Below are 18,387 nucleotides of genomic sequence, written 5' to 3'. Positions count from 1 at the left end.
TATAAACAATGCTTATTCACGTTTACAAGTGACTGCTTTCAGGATAATTTAAAAAATGTTCAAAATTAAGAGGTAAATGTTAGGGGAAATGCTTATTAACTGTTATTAACCTTTAGTGTTTAGGTAAAATAAAACCTCAAGGTAACTTGAGGTTTTATTGTTTGTAAGGTTAGTTATTGGGTGAAATTATTTCTTCACTACTTTTAAAATAGCAGATTTACCATTATCTGTAGTGATGTTCAAGAAGTACAATCCAGCCGCTTGGTTTAAATCCATTTGGAAAGCACTAGTATTACTTACAGTTTTTTGAGCCACTACACGACCATTAACAGAAAGTAGACTAGCGTTTACCGTTATATAGGTATCACCTAAGTTTACATTAATGTAGTTGCTTGTAGGGTTAGGATATAAACGGATGTTGTTAGAAAAAACGTTGTCGTTTAATCCTAAGGTAGTAAAGTTTACGGTTTCAGATGTTTCTGTACAACCGCCTAAAGTGATCTCTACAGCGTAGTTACCGTTTACAGTAGGAGAGAACGTTTGGTTTGTTTCATCAGCAATAGGAGCGTTAGCATTGTCTACATCAACCCATTGGTAAGTAGCGCCTGCTTGGTTGGCTGTTAGAGTAGTATCGTCACTGCTGATAGTTGCGTCTATAGTTACAGCAGTTGTTAAACCTGCACCGTTTGTCCAGTTAGAAGTAGAACCTGTTGTCAAGGCAAATCCATTTAAAGTACCGTTATTACTTCCAGTGTTATCTATTGCTGTTAATGTTGCTGTGTTTTCACCGTTTACAATTCCTTCGTTTAACTTGTAGTAGGCAACTAGGTTTGGAGTGTTTTCGCAAAGCTCATTATTCATATTGGCAGTTAAATCAGCTAAACTTCTAGCCTCGCTCCATACGCGAACTTCGTCAATTGATCCTTGAAAAAATTTAAATTCATCAATTCTTGAACCAATCATAAGGTCGGTTTCTGCAGTAGTCTGTACTGTGGTTAGAGCTTGTTGAGGGCTTCCTTCAATTACTCCATCAACATAAAGGCTGAAGTTAGTGCCGTCATAAGTTACGGCTACATGGTGCCATAAATTATCGTTAAGAGCTGTGGTTCCATTAAATCCCCACCCTTCAACTTCAATACGAAGAAGGTGGTTAGGATTTACATTAAAAGTAAATCGTTTTCCTGGTTCAGCGTTAGAAAATTTCCCATAATCAGCAATAACACGAGCATCTGAGGATGAAGTACTAGGTATTTTTATCCAAGCTTCAATAGTACGGGGAGAATTTCCTAGAACACCAGTACCGTCGAACGTGGTTTGAATATAATCATTGGTACCGTCAAAGTTTAATGAAATTCCTTGTTCAATTGGATCTTGAGTAGTGAAGGCGACCGTCTCAGAAGTTTCTACACATCCACCCATAGTGATTTCTACTGCGTAGTTTCCGTCAGCAGATGGTGTAAAGGTCTGGTTAGTTTCACCAAGAATAGGTTCTAAAGCAGAGTCTAACCATTGGTAAGTAGCACCAGTTTGGTTGGCGGTTAATGTTGAGTCATCACTGCTAACTGTAGCATCTATAGATGCTGCAGCTGTTACGCTAGCTCCGTTAGTCCAGTTAGAAGTAGAACCTGTGGTTAGAGCAAACCCGTTTAAAGTACCATTATTGTCACCTGAGTCATCATTAGCAGTCAATACTCCAGTATTATCGCTGTCTGCAGTACCTTCATTTAATTTGTAATATCCTATTAAGTTAGGCGTGTCATCGCAAAGCTCGTTATTCATGTCGGCTTGAATCTCTGCTTGAGTTCTGGCCACATCCCAAATACGAACTTCATCAATACTACCCTCAAAAGGATTGACATTGTCTATGCGGCTACCTATGCGAACGTTTGTTGCAGTACCTGTATTAACTGTGGACATAATTCCTGAAGTATCCAATACACCATCAACGTAAAGCGACATGGTGTTTCCACTTGGGTTGAAGGTAACTGCAACATGGTGCCAGTTGCCATCGTTTACAGCTACAGTACCATTAAGTCCGGCACCGGCTACTTCAAGTCGAATAGCATTACCCCATAGGATATTAAAAGTGAATCGCTTTCCATTAGTTGTTGAGCCCCAATCTACAATCACACTTTGACTGCCTCCTTCACTTGGGTTGGAGTTTTTGGTGGTTTTTATCCAAGCTTCAACAGTACGCGCACCGTTATTGGCTACCCCTGGACAAGTGGTTTGTACATAATCGTCTACACCATCAAAGTTCAATGAAATTCCTGATTCTATTGGATCTTGAGCAGTGAATGCGATAGTTTCAGAAGTTTCCACACATCCACCCGCAGTAATTTCTACTGCATAATTACCACTTGCAGAAGGCGTAAAGGTTTGGTTTGTTTCATCAGCAATAGGAGCATTGGCATTATCTACATCTACCCATTGGTAAGTAGCACCTGCTTGGTTGGCTGTTAACGTAGTATCGTCACTACTCACCGTATTGTCTATGGAAAAAGTAGTTAATCCATCCTTACCAGTAACCCAGTTAGAGGTGTTACCGCTAGTTAATCCAAATCCTGATAAAGTACCATCATTACCATCAACAAGATCCGTTGCAGTTGTTATTCCTGTATTGTCAACTCCTGCAGTACCTTCATTTAGCTTGTAGTAGGCAACCAAACCTGAAGTAGATTCACAAACTTCCTCATTCATAGAGGCTTGAATCTCTGTTTCGGTTCTTGCTACGTCCCATATTCTAACTTCATCGATATCTCCGTTAAATAATGTAGAACCACCGGAAACACGTTCTCCAATAATTACATTTTCATTTCCTGATGGTGTGTTAACAGCCGATAAAGAACCAGAAGCAAGTACGGCACCATTGATGTATAGGCTACCAGTACCACTGTTTAAAACAAAAGCTACGTGAGTCCATGTGCCTTCTGGTACAGTAAACGCCGCTGTACTAATGTTTGCGTTGGTTCCTCCGGAAATAAACTTCAAACTTCTGTCTCCAGCAACCATAAATGTATTTCTAGAACCAACACTACTAACCCCATAATCCATAATGGCTAAGTTAGAAGCAGGTGCAGTTGAAGGAACATAAACCCAAGCTTCAAAGGTTCTGTTGTTTGTTCCCAATACCCCAGAAAAAGATGTTTGGATTTTGTCGTCTACACCATCGAAATTCAATCCATTTTGTGCGGTTGAAGCCAATCCAGTTAACGAAAGCGCACAAAAAAGCGTTTTCAAAGAGAGTAATTGTTTTTTCATAATTTTGTTAATTATTTGCCGTGAAACTATGTTAAAATTTATATAAATCATTGTTGTTAACTTATGTTAACCAATGTTGGTTTTGCTAGTTACATTTATATATAAAAAAACCTCAAGGCTTGCCTTGAGGTTTTTGTTGTTAATATGTAGGGTTATGTTATAGTGGTAAATTACTTCTTTACTACTTTTAAAATAGCAGTTTTATCATTATCTGTAGTGATGTTCAAGAAGTACAATCCTGCCGCTTGGTTTAAATCCATTTGGAAAGCACTTGTATTACTTACTGTTTTTTGGGCCACTACACGACCATTAACAGAAAGTAGGCTAGCGTTTACCGTTGTATAGGTGTCACCTAAGTTCACGTTAATGAGGTTGCTTGTAGGGTTAGGATATAAACGGATGCTGTTAGCAAAAACGTTGTCGTTAAGACCCAAGGTAGTAAAGTTTACTGTTTGCGATGTTTCTGTACAAGCACCTAAGGTAATTTCTACAGCGAAGTTTCCATTTACAGAGGGTGTAAACGTTTGGTTTGTTTCACCAGGAATAGGAGCATTGGCGTTATCTACATCTACCCATTGGTAAGTAGCATCTGTTTGGTTGGCTGTAAGTGTTGTATCATCACTGCTAACAGTGGCGTCGATAATTGCTACAGCTGTTAAGCCCGCACCGTTTGTCCAGTTGGAAGTAGATCCTGTTGTCAAGGCAAAGCCGTTTAAAGTACCGTTGTTGGTTCCTGCAGCATCATTTGCAATCAATACTCCGGCATTGTCACTGTCAACTGTACCTTCGTTCAGTTTGTAGTAGGCAACAAGACCTGCTGGTGAAGCACAAAGCTCGCTGTTCATATCGGCTTGAAGTTCTGTTTCGGTCCTTGCAACGTTCCATATACGAACCTCATCAATGTTTCCATAGAATAGATTTTGATCACTACTACCAATAACACGTTTACCAATAATTACATTTTCATTTCCAGAAGGTGTATTAACACCAGATAAATTACTAGACCAATTGCTGTTACTAGTATCTAAAGATACGCTTACACCGTTTACATAAAAAGATCCAACGCCACTATTTAGAACAAAAGTAACATGAGTCCATGTGTCGGTAGGTACAACATTCTCAGCCGACACCATGACCCCATTTGTGCCACCTGCAACAAAAGCAAGTCTACCATTATCGGCATTAACTGTAAATGTATTTCTACCTCCGGAGGTGTTAATACCATAATCTACAATTGCCATGTTGCTCGTGGGAGCATTAGTAGAGGGAACATAGACCCATGCTTCAAAAGTTCTGTCGTTAGAACCAAGAACACCAGCAAAAGGTGTTGAAACATAGTCGTCTACACCATCAAAATTTAATGAAATACCAGTTTCTATTGGATCTTGAGCAGTGAAGGCGATAGTCTCAGAAGTTTCTACACATCCCCCCATAGTAATTTCTACAGCATAGTTACCACTTGCAGAAGGCGTAAAGGTTTGGTTTGTTTCATCAGCAATAGGAGCATTGGCATTGTCAACATCTACCCATTGGTAAGTAGCACCAGTTTGGTTGGCTGTTAACGTCGTGTCGTCACTACTCACCGTATTGTCTATGGAAAAAGCAGTTAATCCATCCTTACCTGTAACCCAGTTAGAGGTATTACCACTTATTAGTCCAAATCCTGATAAAGTACCATCATTACCATCAACAAGATCCGTTGCAGTTGTTATTCCTGTATTGTCAACTCCTGCAGTACCTTCATTTAGTTTGTAGTAGGCTACCAAACCTGAAGTGGATTCACAAATTTCCTCATTCATAGAGGCTTGAATTTCAGCTTGTGTTCTGGCAACATTCCAAACTCTTACTTCATCAATATTTCCTTTAAAAAAGTGATTTTGTGTCTCAGGGGTATCTGCAGCATTAGACCCTATGTGCATATTGTTTACACCGCTAGGCGTGTTCAACGCAGTGCCTATAGAGCCTGAAGCATCTGGGTTACCATCAACATATAGGGTGTATTGGTTGGTTGCAGCATTGTCATACACAACAGCAACGTGATGCCAAGTGCCTGATGTTAGGGTTGTATTACCGGTTATACCGCCACCGCCAATTTCTATTCTGAATTTTGGTGATGATGATCCTGTGCTTTTTAGGGAAAATCGAGCACCAGCACCTAGACTAATTTGCCCCATAGAAAGGATAAATCTCTGGCTTGAAGTATATTCTGTTTTAACCCAAGCTTCAACGGTACGTGTACCGTTACCAGCAATTCCAGGAAATGTAGTTTCAACGTAATCGTTAGTACCGTCGAAATTCAATCCGTTTTGGGCGTTTGCACTAAGTCCCATAAATGAAAGCGCACAAAAAAGCGTTTTCAAAGAAAGTAATTGTTTTTTCATAGTTTGTTAATTATTTGCCGTGAAATTATGTTTAAATTTAATATTTAAGTCATATTTAACTTACGTTAACTGATGGTGCTTTCCTATTACTTTCATTAATAAAAAAAACCTCAAGGTAGCCTTGAGGTTTTTTTGTAGTTAGTTTTTTTTTTCTGTGAATGTTACTTCTTTACTACTTTTAAGATGGCAGATTTACCATTGTCTGTAGAGATATTCAAGAAGTACAATCCAGCAGCATGGTTTAAATCCATTTGAAATGCATTGGCATTACTTACCGTTTTTTGAGCCACTACACGACCACTAACAGAAAGTAGACTAGCGTTTACCGTTGTATAGGTGTCACCTAAACTAACATTAATATAGTTGCTTGTTGGGTTAGGGTAAATGGTTATGTTTTCCATGGCTACATTAGGAGTACTTAAAGTGGCGTTTTGAACAATTAAGTTGTCAAAGATAATTGGCGTGAGGTTTTCTGCTGTAACGGTAAATGATGTTACGGCAGTCCAGTTAAGTTGCACTTGAGAGGCATTACTCGTGAAATTAATAATTACTGGACTGTTTGTACCTCCAGTAGGAGTAAAGGTATAGGTCTCAGGCGGATTACCATTCATGGCCAGAATAGAAATGACATTTACGGGGGTATCAAAAGTAAATTCAACACTATCTGAATTACTGCTAAAAATACAATTGCCAGATCCTCCGTATGAAATATTTGCTAAGGAAGTAACATTGTTTGACGAATCAGAATCTGAAAATGTTGCTGTTATTCCATCCTTTGTTTCGGTTAGTGATGTAGTACTAATAGGTGCGGGAATCGTTTCCCAATCAAAAGTTGTTTGACCAATGGCGTTAATAGTACCTAAAGCTGCAAAGCAGCATAATAGTAGTTGTTTTTTCATAGGTTGTTAATTTCTTTGCGTGAAATTATGTTTAAATTCAATACTTATGTAATACTTAACTTACCTTAACCGAAATGTTTTTGCTAATTACGTTTTACCCATAAAAAAAACCTCAAGGTGCCTTGAGGTTTTTTTTAGTTAGTTAGGTTATTCTGTAAATGTTACTTCTTTACTACTTTTAAGATGGCAGATTTACCATTGTCTGTAGAGATATTCAAGAAGTACAATCCAGTAGCATGGTTTAAATCCATTTGAAATGCATTGGCATTACTTACCGTTTTTTGAGCCACTACACGACCACTAACAGAAAGTAGACTAGCGTTTACCGTTGTATAGGTGTCACCTAGGTTTACATTAATGTAGTTGCTTGTTGGGTTAGGATATAAACGGATGCTGTTAGCAAATACGTTGTCGTTTAAGCTTAATGTACCTGTTGTGAAATTAACAGTTTCAGAAGTTTCCGTACATCCACCCATAGTAATTTCTACAGCGTAGTTACCACTAACATTAGGCGTAAAGGTTTGGTTTGTTTCGTCAGCAATAGGCGCATTAGCATTATCTACATCTACCCATTGGTATGTGGCATCTGGCTGATTGGCGGTTAGCGTAGTGTCGTCACTGCTAACAGTAGCGTCGATACTAACTGTTTCTGTAATGCTTGCACCTGAAACCCAGTTTGAGGTGTCTCCGTTCAAAGCAAAATTATATAGTATACCATTATTTCCGCTCACGGCATCAGTTACGTAATAGAAATCGGCATTGTCACCACCTGCTGTACCTTCATTTAACTTGTAGTAAGCTACAAGATTGGAAGTTGCTTCGCAAATTTCTGTGTTCATAGTGCCTTGAATTTCTTCTTGCGTTCTGGCAATATTCCATACACGAACTTCGTCAATAGAACCATGAAAGTTATCAGTGCCAGTAATCCTACTTCCAATCTTAAGGTCAGACCCTAAAGTAGTTTCAACTGTAACAGATGACTGTTGAGCTCCACCTTCATTAACGCCATCAACAAATAGGTTAAAGTCAGTACCATCATAGGTCACGGCAACATGATGCCATAAACCATCGTTTAGAGCTGTTGTGCCATCAAAGCCCCATCCACTCACTTCAATACGAAGTTGGTGATTACTATTCACGTTAAGGGTAAATCTATTACCTATAGCCCAAACACCATAATCGGTAATAAAGTGGGGATTTGCAGTTGCAGTAGTGGGTACGTTTATCCAAGCTTCAATGGTACGTGAAGATGTTCCCATAATATCAGAACCATCGTAAGAAGTTCCAATATAATCATAAGAACCGTCAAAATTCAAACCGTTTTGTGCACTTGCTGTTAACCCTGTTAAAGTAAGTGCGCAAAATAGCGACTTTAAAGAAAGTAATTTTCTAATCATTTTAGTTAGTTAATTTTGGTTTAAAGTGCTAATATATAAAAAAATCAAAATGTTAATTTAAGTTAATAAGTGTTTTTAAATCGAAATTTTCAATAAGATAAACTTAATACCAATGTGTGTTCTGAGGTTGACTTTTATAAAAAGTAAATATTATAAAAGCGATATTTTGAAGCTTTTCAATACAAAAAAATCACTGCTTTTTATGTAGTTGGATGAACCATAATGAGTTGTCATTTATTAAACTTAATTAAAATAGAAAAAGGATGATTTTAGCGGAGAAGATTATATGTTAAATGACAAGCAAAGAAAATTGTTTTTTGTGATTATGGACGTGTTTTAAGGTTCTTTAAACAATATTCAATAATAGATGAAATACGCTTTTGGCGAGTGGTTTCGCGTTTTGCCAAAAACAACCAGTATAGATAGCTTTTTTGGGAGGAGGGAGGAAAGTTCGAAAAGTTTGAAAAGGCTTTGGGCTGTTTTGAAAAGGCTGCTTGAAGTTCTGGAGGAATAACAAGGTTTTCAACATCGTCGAGGGCGTTCCAGGAACCGTTTTGTTTAGCTTCTTCAATAAGATTACTACCGCTTTGGTGTATGAGTCCGTCTTTTTCTAATTCATCAATGTATGATTTGTTTAATGCGCTCCAAGCACTTTTTGGGTTTCTAGGACAGAAGTATTGTCTTCTTTTTTGATGATCCAATCGTTTTACGGTGGAATCGATCCATCCAAAGCAAAGAGCAACTTTTACAGCTTCTTCCCATCTTAGGGTTGGAACATTGGTTTCCAGTTTATATAGAATCAAATAAACGCCTGAATGATTTTGGTGGTTATCCTCTAGCCAAGTATACCAGTCGTCTTGGGTTTTAAAATAGAGCAATGGTTTTTCTTCGGTCATCAGACTGTAGTTTTTTTTAATTTAACTGCTTAATTATTTGATGAAATTGTCCAATAAATTTCTCACTTCAGCTGTGTTTTTAATGTAGTATTTTGCTTTAGTTTTTTTGTACCCAACTTTTATGGTTTCAGCAGCCTTTGGTAGTGCTTCAAACATATACTCATCTGTCCAGTCATCTCCAATTGCCATAATGAAGTCGTATGTTTTGTTTGCGAGTAGGCGGTTTGCAGCTCGCCCTTTGTTTACATTACTGCTTTTTATTTCAAGCACTTTATTCCCGTCTAGAACGGTAAGTTCGTTGTTTTCAATTAAACTGGTTAACACATCTTTAAGTTCGGCAGTTCTTTTTTGTCCGAGTTCAGGGTCAACCCTTCTATAGTGCCAAGCAAGTGAATAGTTTTTTCTTTCTACAAAGCTACCAGGGGTTCTGTCGACAAAGGTTTCCAAAACAGGGAGGATGTTTGTCATCCAGTTGTTTTTTAGCTGTTCTAGAGTTTCCCAATCACTACCATTTTGTTTTAGCCAAACCCCGTGGTCTGTTATAAGGTTGCAATTGGATTGATTAAACCATTTGCTGAGGGTTTCCCTATCACGTCCGCTAATTATAGTTACTTCTGTGTTGGGGATGTTTGTCAGTTTATCAACAAGTTGGTATAGGTTTTTATCTGGACTGGCGTTTTGCGGGTTATTCTTAAAGCCGACCAATGTACCATCGTAATCCAAAAACAGCATGCGTTTTTTAGCAGTGTAGAACTTTTTGAGGAGTTCTTTTTTAATGTTTTTATTTAATTTTTTGACCACAATAGCTTCTCTTATTTTATTGGTGGCTTGTAAGGAGGTCATAAATTCATTAGCCCATTTTTCTACATTGTATCGTGCTAAGCGTTCCTTGAGGGTTTTATTTCTAGCCCTTTGTTCTTCTAAAGGCATTTCCAATGCCTGTTTTATTGTGTTGGCAACTTCTTCGTAATTATTGGGGTTGATTAAAAGGGCTTCGTTCATTTCGTTGGCTGCTCCAGCCATTTCACTAAGAATAAGAACGCCGTCATCATTGGTTCGAGTAGCAATATATTCTTTAGCGACTAAGTTCATGCCGTCCCTTAGAGGAGTGATTAGTGCCACATGGGCAGAGGTGTAAAGATCTATTAAATTATTGAAGGGCATAGAGCGGTAAAAGTACCATATTGGTGTCCAGTTCACGGCCGCAAATTTTCCGTTTATCCTGCCAACTAGTTCGTCTGTTTCACTTTTTAGCCTTTGATATTGAGGGACCATCGAGCGAGAGGGAACAGCAAGCATAATCAATCTTACCTTTTCCTTAAACTGAGGATATTTTTCCAAAAAGTATTCGAAAGCTTTAATACGGTTGGGAATACCTTTAGTGTAATCCATTCGGTCTATCGAAAGTATAATTTTTGCGTCTGGTGCTGTTTTATGGTGCTCTTTGAGTCTTAAATTGAGTTCGGTCTGAGCTTCTGTTGGCAGTTTTTCGTGTTCAAGGGCTGCTTGATGGAACTTTTCAAAATCGATACCCATTGGGAATGAATCCACTTTAATAATTCTATCCTGATAGGTGATTTCATTAAAGTTAACCTCAAGCTTTAAAATTCGTTTTATGGCACTCAAAAAGTGACGTTCGTAATCGTAGGTATGAAAGCCAATTAAATCGGCACCTAACATACCCTCCAAAAGAGCTTCACGCCAAGGGAATACCCTTAAAATTTCGTAGGATGGAAAAGGGATGTGTAAAAAGAATCCAATGGAAACATTAGGTTTTTTATCTTTTATCAATTTTGGGAGCAACAGTAACTGATAGTCGTGAACCCAAACAGTATCACCGTCTTCAATATGTTCTAAAACCGTTTTGGCGAATTTAGCGTTTACGGCTTTATAGGTTTGCCATTGTTCGTTGTCAAATTCTGTGTATTCTAAAAAGTAATGAAGTAGAGGCCACAATGTTCTGTTGCTAAAGCCGTAATAGTAGGCATCGATATCTTTTTGGGTTAAGGAAACCGAAGCACATTTTTCTTTGCTAATGGCATTCGTTACTTTCTGTTTTTTTGTGTTGTCCAACCCTAGTAACTCCTCTTCCGTTAATCCAGACCAACCAACCCAAATGCCGTTGCCCTCGGCGTGTACTGATTTTAAACCAGTAGCCAATCCGCCAATGCTAGGTTTTACTTCGATAGAGCCGTTACTTTTTTTTATTTGTAAGGGTAACCTGTTGGAAACTATTATTGTTTTATTCATTTTTCAAGTTGGGTTGGATTAAGAATTTCCTTAATTTAATGAAAAATTATGGTTTCAGAAGGAGCTGTTTAATAAATTAATAATCAGATTGTAATATGTTAATGTTAGATGTGGTTTTGGACAATGATAATCGGGTTGATAAATAATTCTTAGTATGGATAATTTGAATTATGGAGTTATTGGGAATTGTAGGAGTGCTGCTTTAATATCTCAAACAGCGTCATTAGATTGGTGCTGTTTGCCAGAGTTTGATTCCTCGTCGGTTTTTGCTAAAATATTGGATGAAAATATAGGTGGTAGCTTTGAATTTATTGTTGACGATGATTACGCAATAACCCAAAGTTATATTCAGGGAACCAGTATCCTGGTAACGCATTTTACCAATGGAATGGATGCTTTTGAGGTAAGGGATTTTATGCCGAGATATCGTAAAGATACTCGTGGGTATTATTGTCCCCCTGAAGTGGTTCGTTATATTAGATTGGTCAAAGGTAAACCAACATTCAAAGTAGAGTACAATCCAAAGCTGGAGTACGCTAACGGGAAAACCATTAGCTATGTAAAACCTGAGTTTATTGTAAGCCTTACAAATGGAGATAGTTTTGATACCTTATTTTTATACAGCAATTTTGAAAAAGATACTATTGTTAATGGTGATACAATTTCACTTGTAAGTGATGGTTATTTTTTAATGTCCTATCATGAGAAAATTAAGGAACCCTCGGTAGAAGATGTGTATTTGGAGTTGGAACGAACCAAAGTATATTGGTTGAATTGGATTGACAGAATTCCTGCTTATACAGCGTATAACGAACAGATTATACGAAGTGCCATCACACTAAAATTATTGAGTTATCAGAAGTCGGGTGCCGTTTTGGCTGCGGTTACAACCTCGCTTCCGGAAACTATTGGAGAGGTACGTAATTGGGATTACCGATTTTGTTGGATTCGCGATGCATCGATGGTGATTAAGGTCTCGTCAAAATTAGGGCATCGTAATATTGTACGCCGGTTTTTGAAATTTATTATTGAGCTTATGCCAGATAAGGATGAAAAGCTTCAGATCATGTATGGCATTAATCGTGAAAAAGTGCTTACCGAATATTTTCTGGATCATTTGGACGGTTACGAAGGCTCCAAACCTGTTCGGGTTGGTAATGCGGCCTATAAGCAAAAGCAGAATGATATTTTTGGAATCTTGATGGATGTAATTCATCAACAACTCATTCATTTCAGGTCGGATGTCGACAATATTGAAGAACTGTGGAGTGTTACTAAAGGCATTGTTTGGGTGGTGAGCAAGCACTGGAGAGAGCCTGATAAGGGGATTTGGGAGTTTAGAACTGAAGAACGACATTTTACATTTTCTAAAGTATTATGTTGGGTTGCAGTGAATAGGGCGTTGAGTGTAGCCCGGATTTTAGAAAAAGAGTCGAAAATATCCAAATGGGAACTTTTAGAGGCTGAAATAGCCAATGACATTCATTCAAAAGCATGGAACGAAAAAGCCCAAGCTTTTACACAATCATATGGGTCTAATGATTTAGATGCTTCGGTACTTTTGATGGAACCTTACGGATTTATTGAAGCCCACAATCCAAAATACGTTAAAACAGTTAAGGCTATTGAAAAAGAACTTTGTTTTGAAGGGTTGTTATATCGTTATAAAAATAAGGACGATTTTGGGTTACCGTCTTCGTCGTTTACCATTTGTACGTTTTGGTTTATAAATAGCTTGTTCAGTATAGGAGAACGTGACAAAGCAAAGGAATTGTTCGATAAATTATTGTCCTATGGCAACCATTTGGGATTGTTTAGTGAGGATATCGATTTTAAGACCAAGCGTTTATTGGGGAATTTCCCCCAGGCTTACTCTCATTTAGCCCTTATTGAAACTGCGATAAAATTTTCTGAACCTGTTTCTTAAAACAACTAAGTAATTTTATGGTTTCGACTTCCTATCCGTTCGACAGGCGGGCGCTCGAACTGACAGTTATGTTTTTTAAACCAGCTTTTAAATCGCTATTTTTTCAATATAAAAGTCAGGAACAAAATTTATTTTGGCTTGTTTTGAAGGCAGTTCGATTGTTTTCCAATTGGCGGTAGGGTATATCCATTTCGTTTCTCCGTCAATAATAATTTGTATTGGCATATCGAAACCTTTTACAATGTTAGTATATCTGAATTCAAAATCTTTTCCGTTCATTTTGTATTCAATAGTTGGAATACGAACATCCCTTAAATACTGATTGAAAAACTCTGTAAGGTCAATTCCAGTATGTTTGCTCAAATAGCTTTCTATTTGTTGAGTTGTTACTGTTTGGTGGTAAAAGTCTTTGTTAAGGCCTCTAAGGATTTGTCTCCATTTTTCATCGTTTTCAATAAGTTGGCGAAGAGTGTGTAACATGTTAGCGCCTTTGTAGTACATATCGCTTGAGCCTTCATGGTTAACATTATAAACACCTATTATTGGTCGGTCGTTAAGAACACCTTTTCGTGTACCGATCATATATTCTGAGGCAGCTTTCTTTCCGTAAAAATAATCCAAAAACAAACTTTCTGAATAGGCCGTGAAGCTTTCATGGATCCACATGTCGGCAATGTCCTTATTGGTAATGTTGTTGGCAAACCACTCATGACCTGTTTCATGAACAATGATAAAGTCAAATTTTAATCCCCAGCCTGTTCCAGATAAATCACGACCTAAATATCCATTTTCAAAGCGGTTGCCATAAGTCACGGAGCTTTGGTGTTCCATTCCTAAATACGGTACTTCTACCAGTTTATAACCGTCTTCGTAAAATGGGTAGGGACCAAACCAATGTTCCAAAGCTTCTATGGTTCTTGGGGCATCTTTGAATTGTTTTTTCGCTTTTTCAAGGTTGTCACGCAATACATAATAGTTCATGTCAAGAACACCTTTTTCGCCATCGTACTTTTCCGAAAAATGAACGTAGTCTCCAACATTCATATTCACCCCATAATTGTTTATAGGGTTTTTAACCGTCCAGCTATAAGTTGTGGTGCCATCGTTGTGTTTTTTTGAGCCTGTAGGTTTTCCGTTTGAAACATCCATTAATCCTTTGGGAACTCTAATATGAATATCCATGCTATCCACTTCATCGTACATATGGTCTTTACAGGGCCACCAAACACTTGCTCCCAAGCCTTGACAGGAACTTGCTATAAATGGATTACCATTGTTGTCTGCTTTCCACGATACACCTCCATCCCAAGGGGCATTTACAGCTTCTCTTGGCTTACCTTCATAATAAATATCAACCGAGTTTGTGGTGCCTTTTTTCTGCTTTTCAGTCAAATAAATAAAATGAGCGTTGATGTTATCCTCAAACTTTAATTCCTCTCCATTTTGAACCACTTTGGTGATTTTTAATGGAGACTGTAAATCAATCTGCATTATTTGTTGAGGTTCAAGAACGGTATATTGAACGGTATTTTTTCCTTTAATGGATTTAGATTCAGGAAAAACCTGTAGGCTTAAATCGTAATAAGTTAAATCCCACCAAACTCGTTCGGGCGTAATACTTCCCCTAAGCGTGTCTTGCTCTGTAAACTTAGTCTTGTCCTGAAGTAATTGCGCTTGGATATTGAGTGATAATGCTAACGCGGCTATTAGAAAGGGTACTTTGTTCATGGGATAAATTTGCCTATAAAAATATGAAAATAGTGATTGTCTAAGGTAATTTAAGCAAAAAACGCTCCGAAATTCCCGGAGCGTTTTTCAAACAACTAAATACTAAAACAAAAAATTAAAGGTATTAAAAACAATACTTGTTTTCAGATTTAACCTTATCGGCAATAAGGGTTCTTAAAGCAACCACGTTAGGTTGGTTGGAATATTTGGTAAAACGTTTTAATCCCATAAGCATCATGCGCTGTTCATCACCTTCTGCAAAAGAAACAATACCTTCCTTGGCATTCTTGATAACAATGTCAACAGCATTATAAAGGTACAATTTAGACATCGCAATTTGTGCTTCTTGATCCTTCTCTCCAAAACGATTCACATTCTTTTCAGTCCTTAAAATAGCCGATTCAGCCATATAGGTTTCAATAAGAATGTTTGATGCTGCCAATAACAGTTGTTGCTGTTTTTCTAAATCTGGACCAAATTTCTGTACCGCAGCTCCAGCTACCATTAGGAATACTTTCTTAAGCTTAGAGATCATTTCCTTTTCTTCGGCAAAAAGCTCAGAATAATCAGGAGTGTCAAACGATGGAATTCCCATGAGTTCTTCCTGAACCTTCATGGCCGGCCCCAATAAATCTACATGTCCTTTCATGGCTTTTTTAACCAACATACCTACACATAACATACGGTTGATTTCGTTCGTTCCTTCGTAGATTCTCGTAATTCTGGCATCTCTCCAGGCTGATTCCATAGGAGTGTCTTCAGAGAAGCCCATTCCACCAAAAATCTGGATACCTTCATCAGAACAGATCTGGAGATCTTCCGATAAGGCAACTTTTAGTATGGAGCACTCAATAGCATACTCTTCAACGCCTTTGAGTTCTGCTTCTTGGTGTGAGTTACCCTGTTCAATTCGCAAAGCGATTCTATCTTCGATATTTTTTCCAGCTCTGTAGCAGGCAGACTCCCCCACATAGGTGTTTGTTGCCATTTCGGCAATCTTAGATTTGATAGCTCCAAATTCAGCGATGGGGGTATTAAATTGTTTGCGCTCGTTTGCGTAATTAACAGCTGTGGTAGTCATACGGCGTTGTGAGTCCAAACAGGCCGTAGCTAGTTTTATTCTCCCTACGTTTAACGCGTTCATGGCTATTTTAAAACCATTACCTCTTTCAGAAAGCATGTTTTCTACAGGTACTATGGTATCGCTAAAAAACACTTGACGGGTAGAGGAGGCTCTAATTCCCAATTTATGTTCTTCCTCACCTAAAGTGATTCCGTTAGGATTTTCCGGGTCGTATTCAACAATAAATCCTGTAATGTTTTTATCGTTTTCAATGCGAGCAAAAACAATCATCAATCGGCAGAAACCAGCATTGGAAATCCACATTTTCTGCCCGTTGATTTTGTAGTGCGTACCATCTTCAGATAAAGTGGCAGTGGTTTTTCCGGAATTGGCATCACTACCGGCACCAGGTTCGGTTAGACAATAGGCACCAAACCATTCGCCAGTTGCAAGCTTAGGAATATACTTTTGTTTTTGCGCTTCGGTACCATAGAGTGTGATTGGTAGGGTTCCAATTCCAGTATGTGCACCAAATGCAGTGCTAAAAGAGCCAGTTGCCCCAGAAATATAATCACATACTAATAGTGTTGACACAAACCCCATTTCAAGTCCGCCATATTCTTGGGGAACAGCCACACTAAGAAAACCTAAGTCTCCGGCTTTATTCATTAGTTCCTCGGTTAAAGCGTAGTCTTTTTGTTCAAACCTTGGCTTATTAGGAATGATTTCACGGTCGGTGAATTCTATAACTGCTTCTTTCATCATGTTTTGCTCCTCAGAGAAATCTTCTGGAGTAAATACATCTTCGCATTTAGTTTCCTTTACTAAGAACTGTCCACCGCGAAGCAGGTCTTGTTGTTGGGTTTGTGTAGTCATAGTTTTTTATGTTTTTTGATAAGTGTATTAAGTATCAAGAATTAAGTCTTGAGTATTGGATTAGATTTGAATCTTTGTACTTAATACTAATAGCTTTGTTCTAATTAATTTAAAAATTCAAACACCCCAGCAGCACCTTGGCCGGTACCAACACACATAGTAACCATACCATACTTGCCTTGCATGTTACGCTTGCGCATCTCGTCAAATAGCTGAACGGATAGTTTTGCTCCGGTACAACCGAGTGGGTGGCCTAAGGCTATAGCTCCTCCGTTTACATTAACGATGTCCTGGTTTAATCCTAGCTTGCGAATTACCGCTAAAGACTGTGAAGCAAAAGCTTCGTTGAGTTCGATCAGTTCGATGTCCTTTTGCTGAAGTCCTGCTTGTTTCAATGCCTTTGGTATTGCTTTAACTGGACCAATTCCCATAATTCTAGGTTCCACCCCTGCAGCGGCATAGTTTACCAAACGAGCTATAGGTTCAAGGTTTAATTCTTTAACCATTTCTTCGCTCATCACCATAACAAAGGCTGCACCATCACTCATTTGGGATGAGTTTCCTGCGGTTACACTTCCGTTAGCAGCAAATACAGGACGTAGTTTAGCTAACACTTCTTTGCTAGTATCTGCTCTGGGACCTTCGTCTTTATTTACTGTGTAATTTTGGGTTGCTTTCTTACCATTGGCATCAATGTAAACCTGTTCGATATTGATCGGTACAATTTGATCTTGAAAACGGTTTTCTGCTTGTGCTTTTAATGCTTTTTGGTGGGAGTTGTATGCAAATTCATCCTGATCGTCACGAGATACCTTAAATTGGTTGGCTACTGCTTCGGCTGTTAGTCCCATACCCCAGTAGTAATCTTCGTTACCTTCTTTGGCAACAGCGTAGTCCGGTACAGGTTTATACCCTCCCATAGGAATGTAGCTCATGCTTTCGGCACCACCTGCGATAATACAATCGGCCATTCCAGCTTGTATTTTTGCAGTAGCAATACCAATGGTTTCCAATCCAGATGCGCAATACCTGTTTACAGTTACACCGGGAACGTCCTCGGTTTTTAACCCCATTAGCGAGATTAATCGAGCCATGTTTAAACCTTGTTCGGCTTCGGGCATGGCATTACCAACAATAACGTCGTCAATACGTTTTTTGTCCAGTTGAGGCAGCTCTTTCATCATATATTCGATGGTTTCTGCTGCCAGTTCATCTGGTCTTTTAAATCTGAACAATCCTCGGGGTGCTTTACCTACGGCTGTTCTATATCCTTTTACTATGTATGCGGTTTTCATAAATTTTGATGTTAGTACAAAGTATTAAGTACAAAGACTCTACTTTGCAAGTGATTTTTGCAGTGCAAAGTTCATTTTGCAAACTTCCAAGACTTGATCTATTATAGGTTTAACTTTTTCTTTTGTTGTTAATTTCAATCTTTTGGATAAGTATAGTTGGGTCAACAATTCGTAAGAAGAACCATTAGCAATACCTAAAAATTGTTTGAATTCACCATTGGAATTTCTTCCAGTTCCTTCAGCAATATTAGATGGAATGGAAATCGCACTTCTTCTGATTTGAGATGTCAAATTATATTTTTCCTCTTTTGGAAAGCTATGTGAAAGACGGTAACTAGATTCTGCTATATCCATTGCCTTTTTCCAAATATTTAATTCTTTAAAACGATGCATGTCTTAACACTTTATACTTGT

General features: G+C 38.2%; 11 protein-coding genes. 1 reads left to right on the top strand and 10 read right to left on the bottom strand.

The genetic code is table 11. The features are described from left to right. Positions 1-186 precede the first annotated feature (186 nt). The 6 genes from PWU04_RS09385 to PWU04_RS09360 all read right to left on the bottom strand — a co-directional run bounded on the left by PWU04_RS09385 (position 187) and on the right by PWU04_RS09360 (position 11,084). Positions 187-3,261, bottom strand: a complete 3,075-nt coding sequence (locus PWU04_RS09385; protein WP_274475833.1) for a LamG-like jellyroll fold domain-containing protein — start codon at positions 3,259-3,261, stop codon at positions 187-189. Positions 3,262-3,431: 170 nt separating this feature from the next. After that, positions 3,432-5,642: a LamG-like jellyroll fold domain-containing protein gene (locus tag PWU04_RS09380; protein WP_274475831.1), complete on the bottom strand. Its 2,211-nt coding sequence runs from the start codon at positions 5,640-5,642 to the stop codon at positions 3,432-3,434. A 161-nt stretch (positions 5,643-5,803) separates the two neighbouring features. Continuing rightward, positions 5,804-6,541: a T9SS type A sorting domain-containing protein gene (locus PWU04_RS09375; RefSeq protein WP_274475829.1), complete on the bottom strand. Its 738-nt coding sequence runs from the start codon at positions 6,539-6,541 to the stop codon at positions 5,804-5,806. 161 nt (positions 6,542-6,702) lie between these two features. After that, positions 6,703-7,938, bottom strand: coding sequence for a LamG-like jellyroll fold domain-containing protein (locus PWU04_RS09370; RefSeq protein ID WP_274475827.1), 1,236 nt, complete (start codon positions 7,936-7,938; stop codon positions 6,703-6,705). Between the two features lie 323 nt (positions 7,939-8,261). Further along, positions 8,262-8,834, bottom strand: coding sequence for a YdeI/OmpD-associated family protein (locus PWU04_RS09365; RefSeq protein ID WP_274475825.1), 573 nt, complete (start codon positions 8,832-8,834; stop codon positions 8,262-8,264). Between the two features lie 33 nt (positions 8,835-8,867). Next, the gene (locus PWU04_RS09360) at positions 8,868-11,084 is read right to left on the bottom strand and encodes a bifunctional alpha,alpha-trehalose-phosphate synthase (UDP-forming)/trehalose-phosphatase (RefSeq protein WP_274475824.1); all 2,217 of its coding nucleotides are present in this window, start codon (positions 11,082-11,084) and stop codon (positions 8,868-8,870) included. A 154-nt stretch (positions 11,085-11,238) separates the two neighbouring features. Between PWU04_RS09360 and PWU04_RS09355 the strand changes: the two genes are divergently transcribed. Continuing rightward, positions 11,239-13,011 carry a glycoside hydrolase family 15 protein gene (locus tag PWU04_RS09355; RefSeq protein WP_274475823.1) on the top strand — a complete coding sequence of 591 codons (1,773 nt, stop codon included), beginning with the start codon at positions 11,239-11,241 and terminating at the stop codon, positions 13,009-13,011. An 87-nt stretch (positions 13,012-13,098) separates the two neighbouring features. Here PWU04_RS09355 and PWU04_RS09350 read toward each other — a convergent pair whose 3' ends face one another. From PWU04_RS09350 to PWU04_RS09335, 4 genes are all read right to left on the bottom strand, one after another. Continuing rightward, positions 13,099-14,739 (bottom strand): M1 family metallopeptidase, encoded by a 1,641-nt coding sequence (locus PWU04_RS09350; protein ID WP_274475822.1) that lies wholly within the window; start codon positions 14,737-14,739, stop codon positions 13,099-13,101. Between the two features lie 124 nt (positions 14,740-14,863). Further along, positions 14,864-16,678 carry an acyl-CoA dehydrogenase family protein gene (locus PWU04_RS09345; protein ID WP_274475821.1) on the bottom strand — a complete coding sequence of 605 codons (1,815 nt, stop codon included), beginning with the start codon at positions 16,676-16,678 and terminating at the stop codon, positions 14,864-14,866. Between the two features lie 104 nt (positions 16,679-16,782). Further along, entirely contained in the window at positions 16,783-17,973 is a 1,191-nt protein-coding gene (locus PWU04_RS09340; RefSeq protein ID WP_274475820.1) for an acetyl-CoA C-acyltransferase, read from the bottom strand. A gap of 39 nt (positions 17,974-18,012) precedes the next feature. Next, positions 18,013-18,366 (bottom strand): four helix bundle protein, encoded by a 354-nt coding sequence (locus tag PWU04_RS09335; RefSeq protein WP_274475819.1) that lies wholly within the window; start codon positions 18,364-18,366, stop codon positions 18,013-18,015. Positions 18,367-18,387 lie beyond the last annotated feature (21 nt).

The organism is Mangrovimonas aestuarii, assembly GCF_028767185.1.
GTDB lineage: Bacteria > Bacteroidota > Bacteroidia > Flavobacteriales > Flavobacteriaceae > Mangrovimonas_B > Mangrovimonas_B aestuarii.
Note: the sequence above shows the minus strand (reverse complement) of the source record. Positions and strands in the feature narration are given on the sequence as shown.

Bases quoted from the DNA above. Each gene is read 5' to 3' on its own strand.
- PWU04_RS09385 (WP_274475833.1), bottom strand. From the start codon at position 3,261: ATGAAAAAACAATTACTCTCTTTGAAAACGCTTTTTTGTGCGCTTTCG.
- PWU04_RS09380 (WP_274475831.1), bottom strand. From the start codon at position 5,642: ATGAAAAAACAATTACTTTCTTTGAAAACGCTTTTTTGTGCGCTTTCA.
- PWU04_RS09375 (WP_274475829.1), bottom strand. From the start codon at position 6,541: ATGAAAAAACAACTACTATTATGCTGCTTTGCAGCTTTAGGTACTATT.
- PWU04_RS09370 (WP_274475827.1), bottom strand. From the start codon at position 7,938: ATGATTAGAAAATTACTTTCTTTAAAGTCGCTATTTTGCGCACTTACT.
- PWU04_RS09365 (WP_274475825.1), bottom strand. From the start codon at position 8,834: ATGACCGAAGAAAAACCATTGCTCTATTTTAAAACCCAAGACGACTGG.
- PWU04_RS09360 (WP_274475824.1), bottom strand. From the start codon at position 11,084: ATGAATAAAACAATAATAGTTTCCAACAGGTTACCCTTACAAATAAAA.
- PWU04_RS09355 (WP_274475823.1), top strand. From the start codon at position 11,239: ATGGATAATTTGAATTATGGAGTTATTGGGAATTGTAGGAGTGCTGCT.
- PWU04_RS09350 (WP_274475822.1), bottom strand. From the start codon at position 14,739: ATGAACAAAGTACCCTTTCTAATAGCCGCGTTAGCATTATCACTCAAT.
- PWU04_RS09345 (WP_274475821.1), bottom strand. From the start codon at position 16,678: ATGACTACACAAACCCAACAACAAGACCTGCTTCGCGGTGGACAGTTC.
- PWU04_RS09340 (WP_274475820.1), bottom strand. From the start codon at position 17,973: ATGAAAACCGCATACATAGTAAAAGGATATAGAACAGCCGTAGGTAAA.
- PWU04_RS09335 (WP_274475819.1), bottom strand. From the start codon at position 18,366: ATGCATCGTTTTAAAGAATTAAATATTTGGAAAAAGGCAATGGATATA.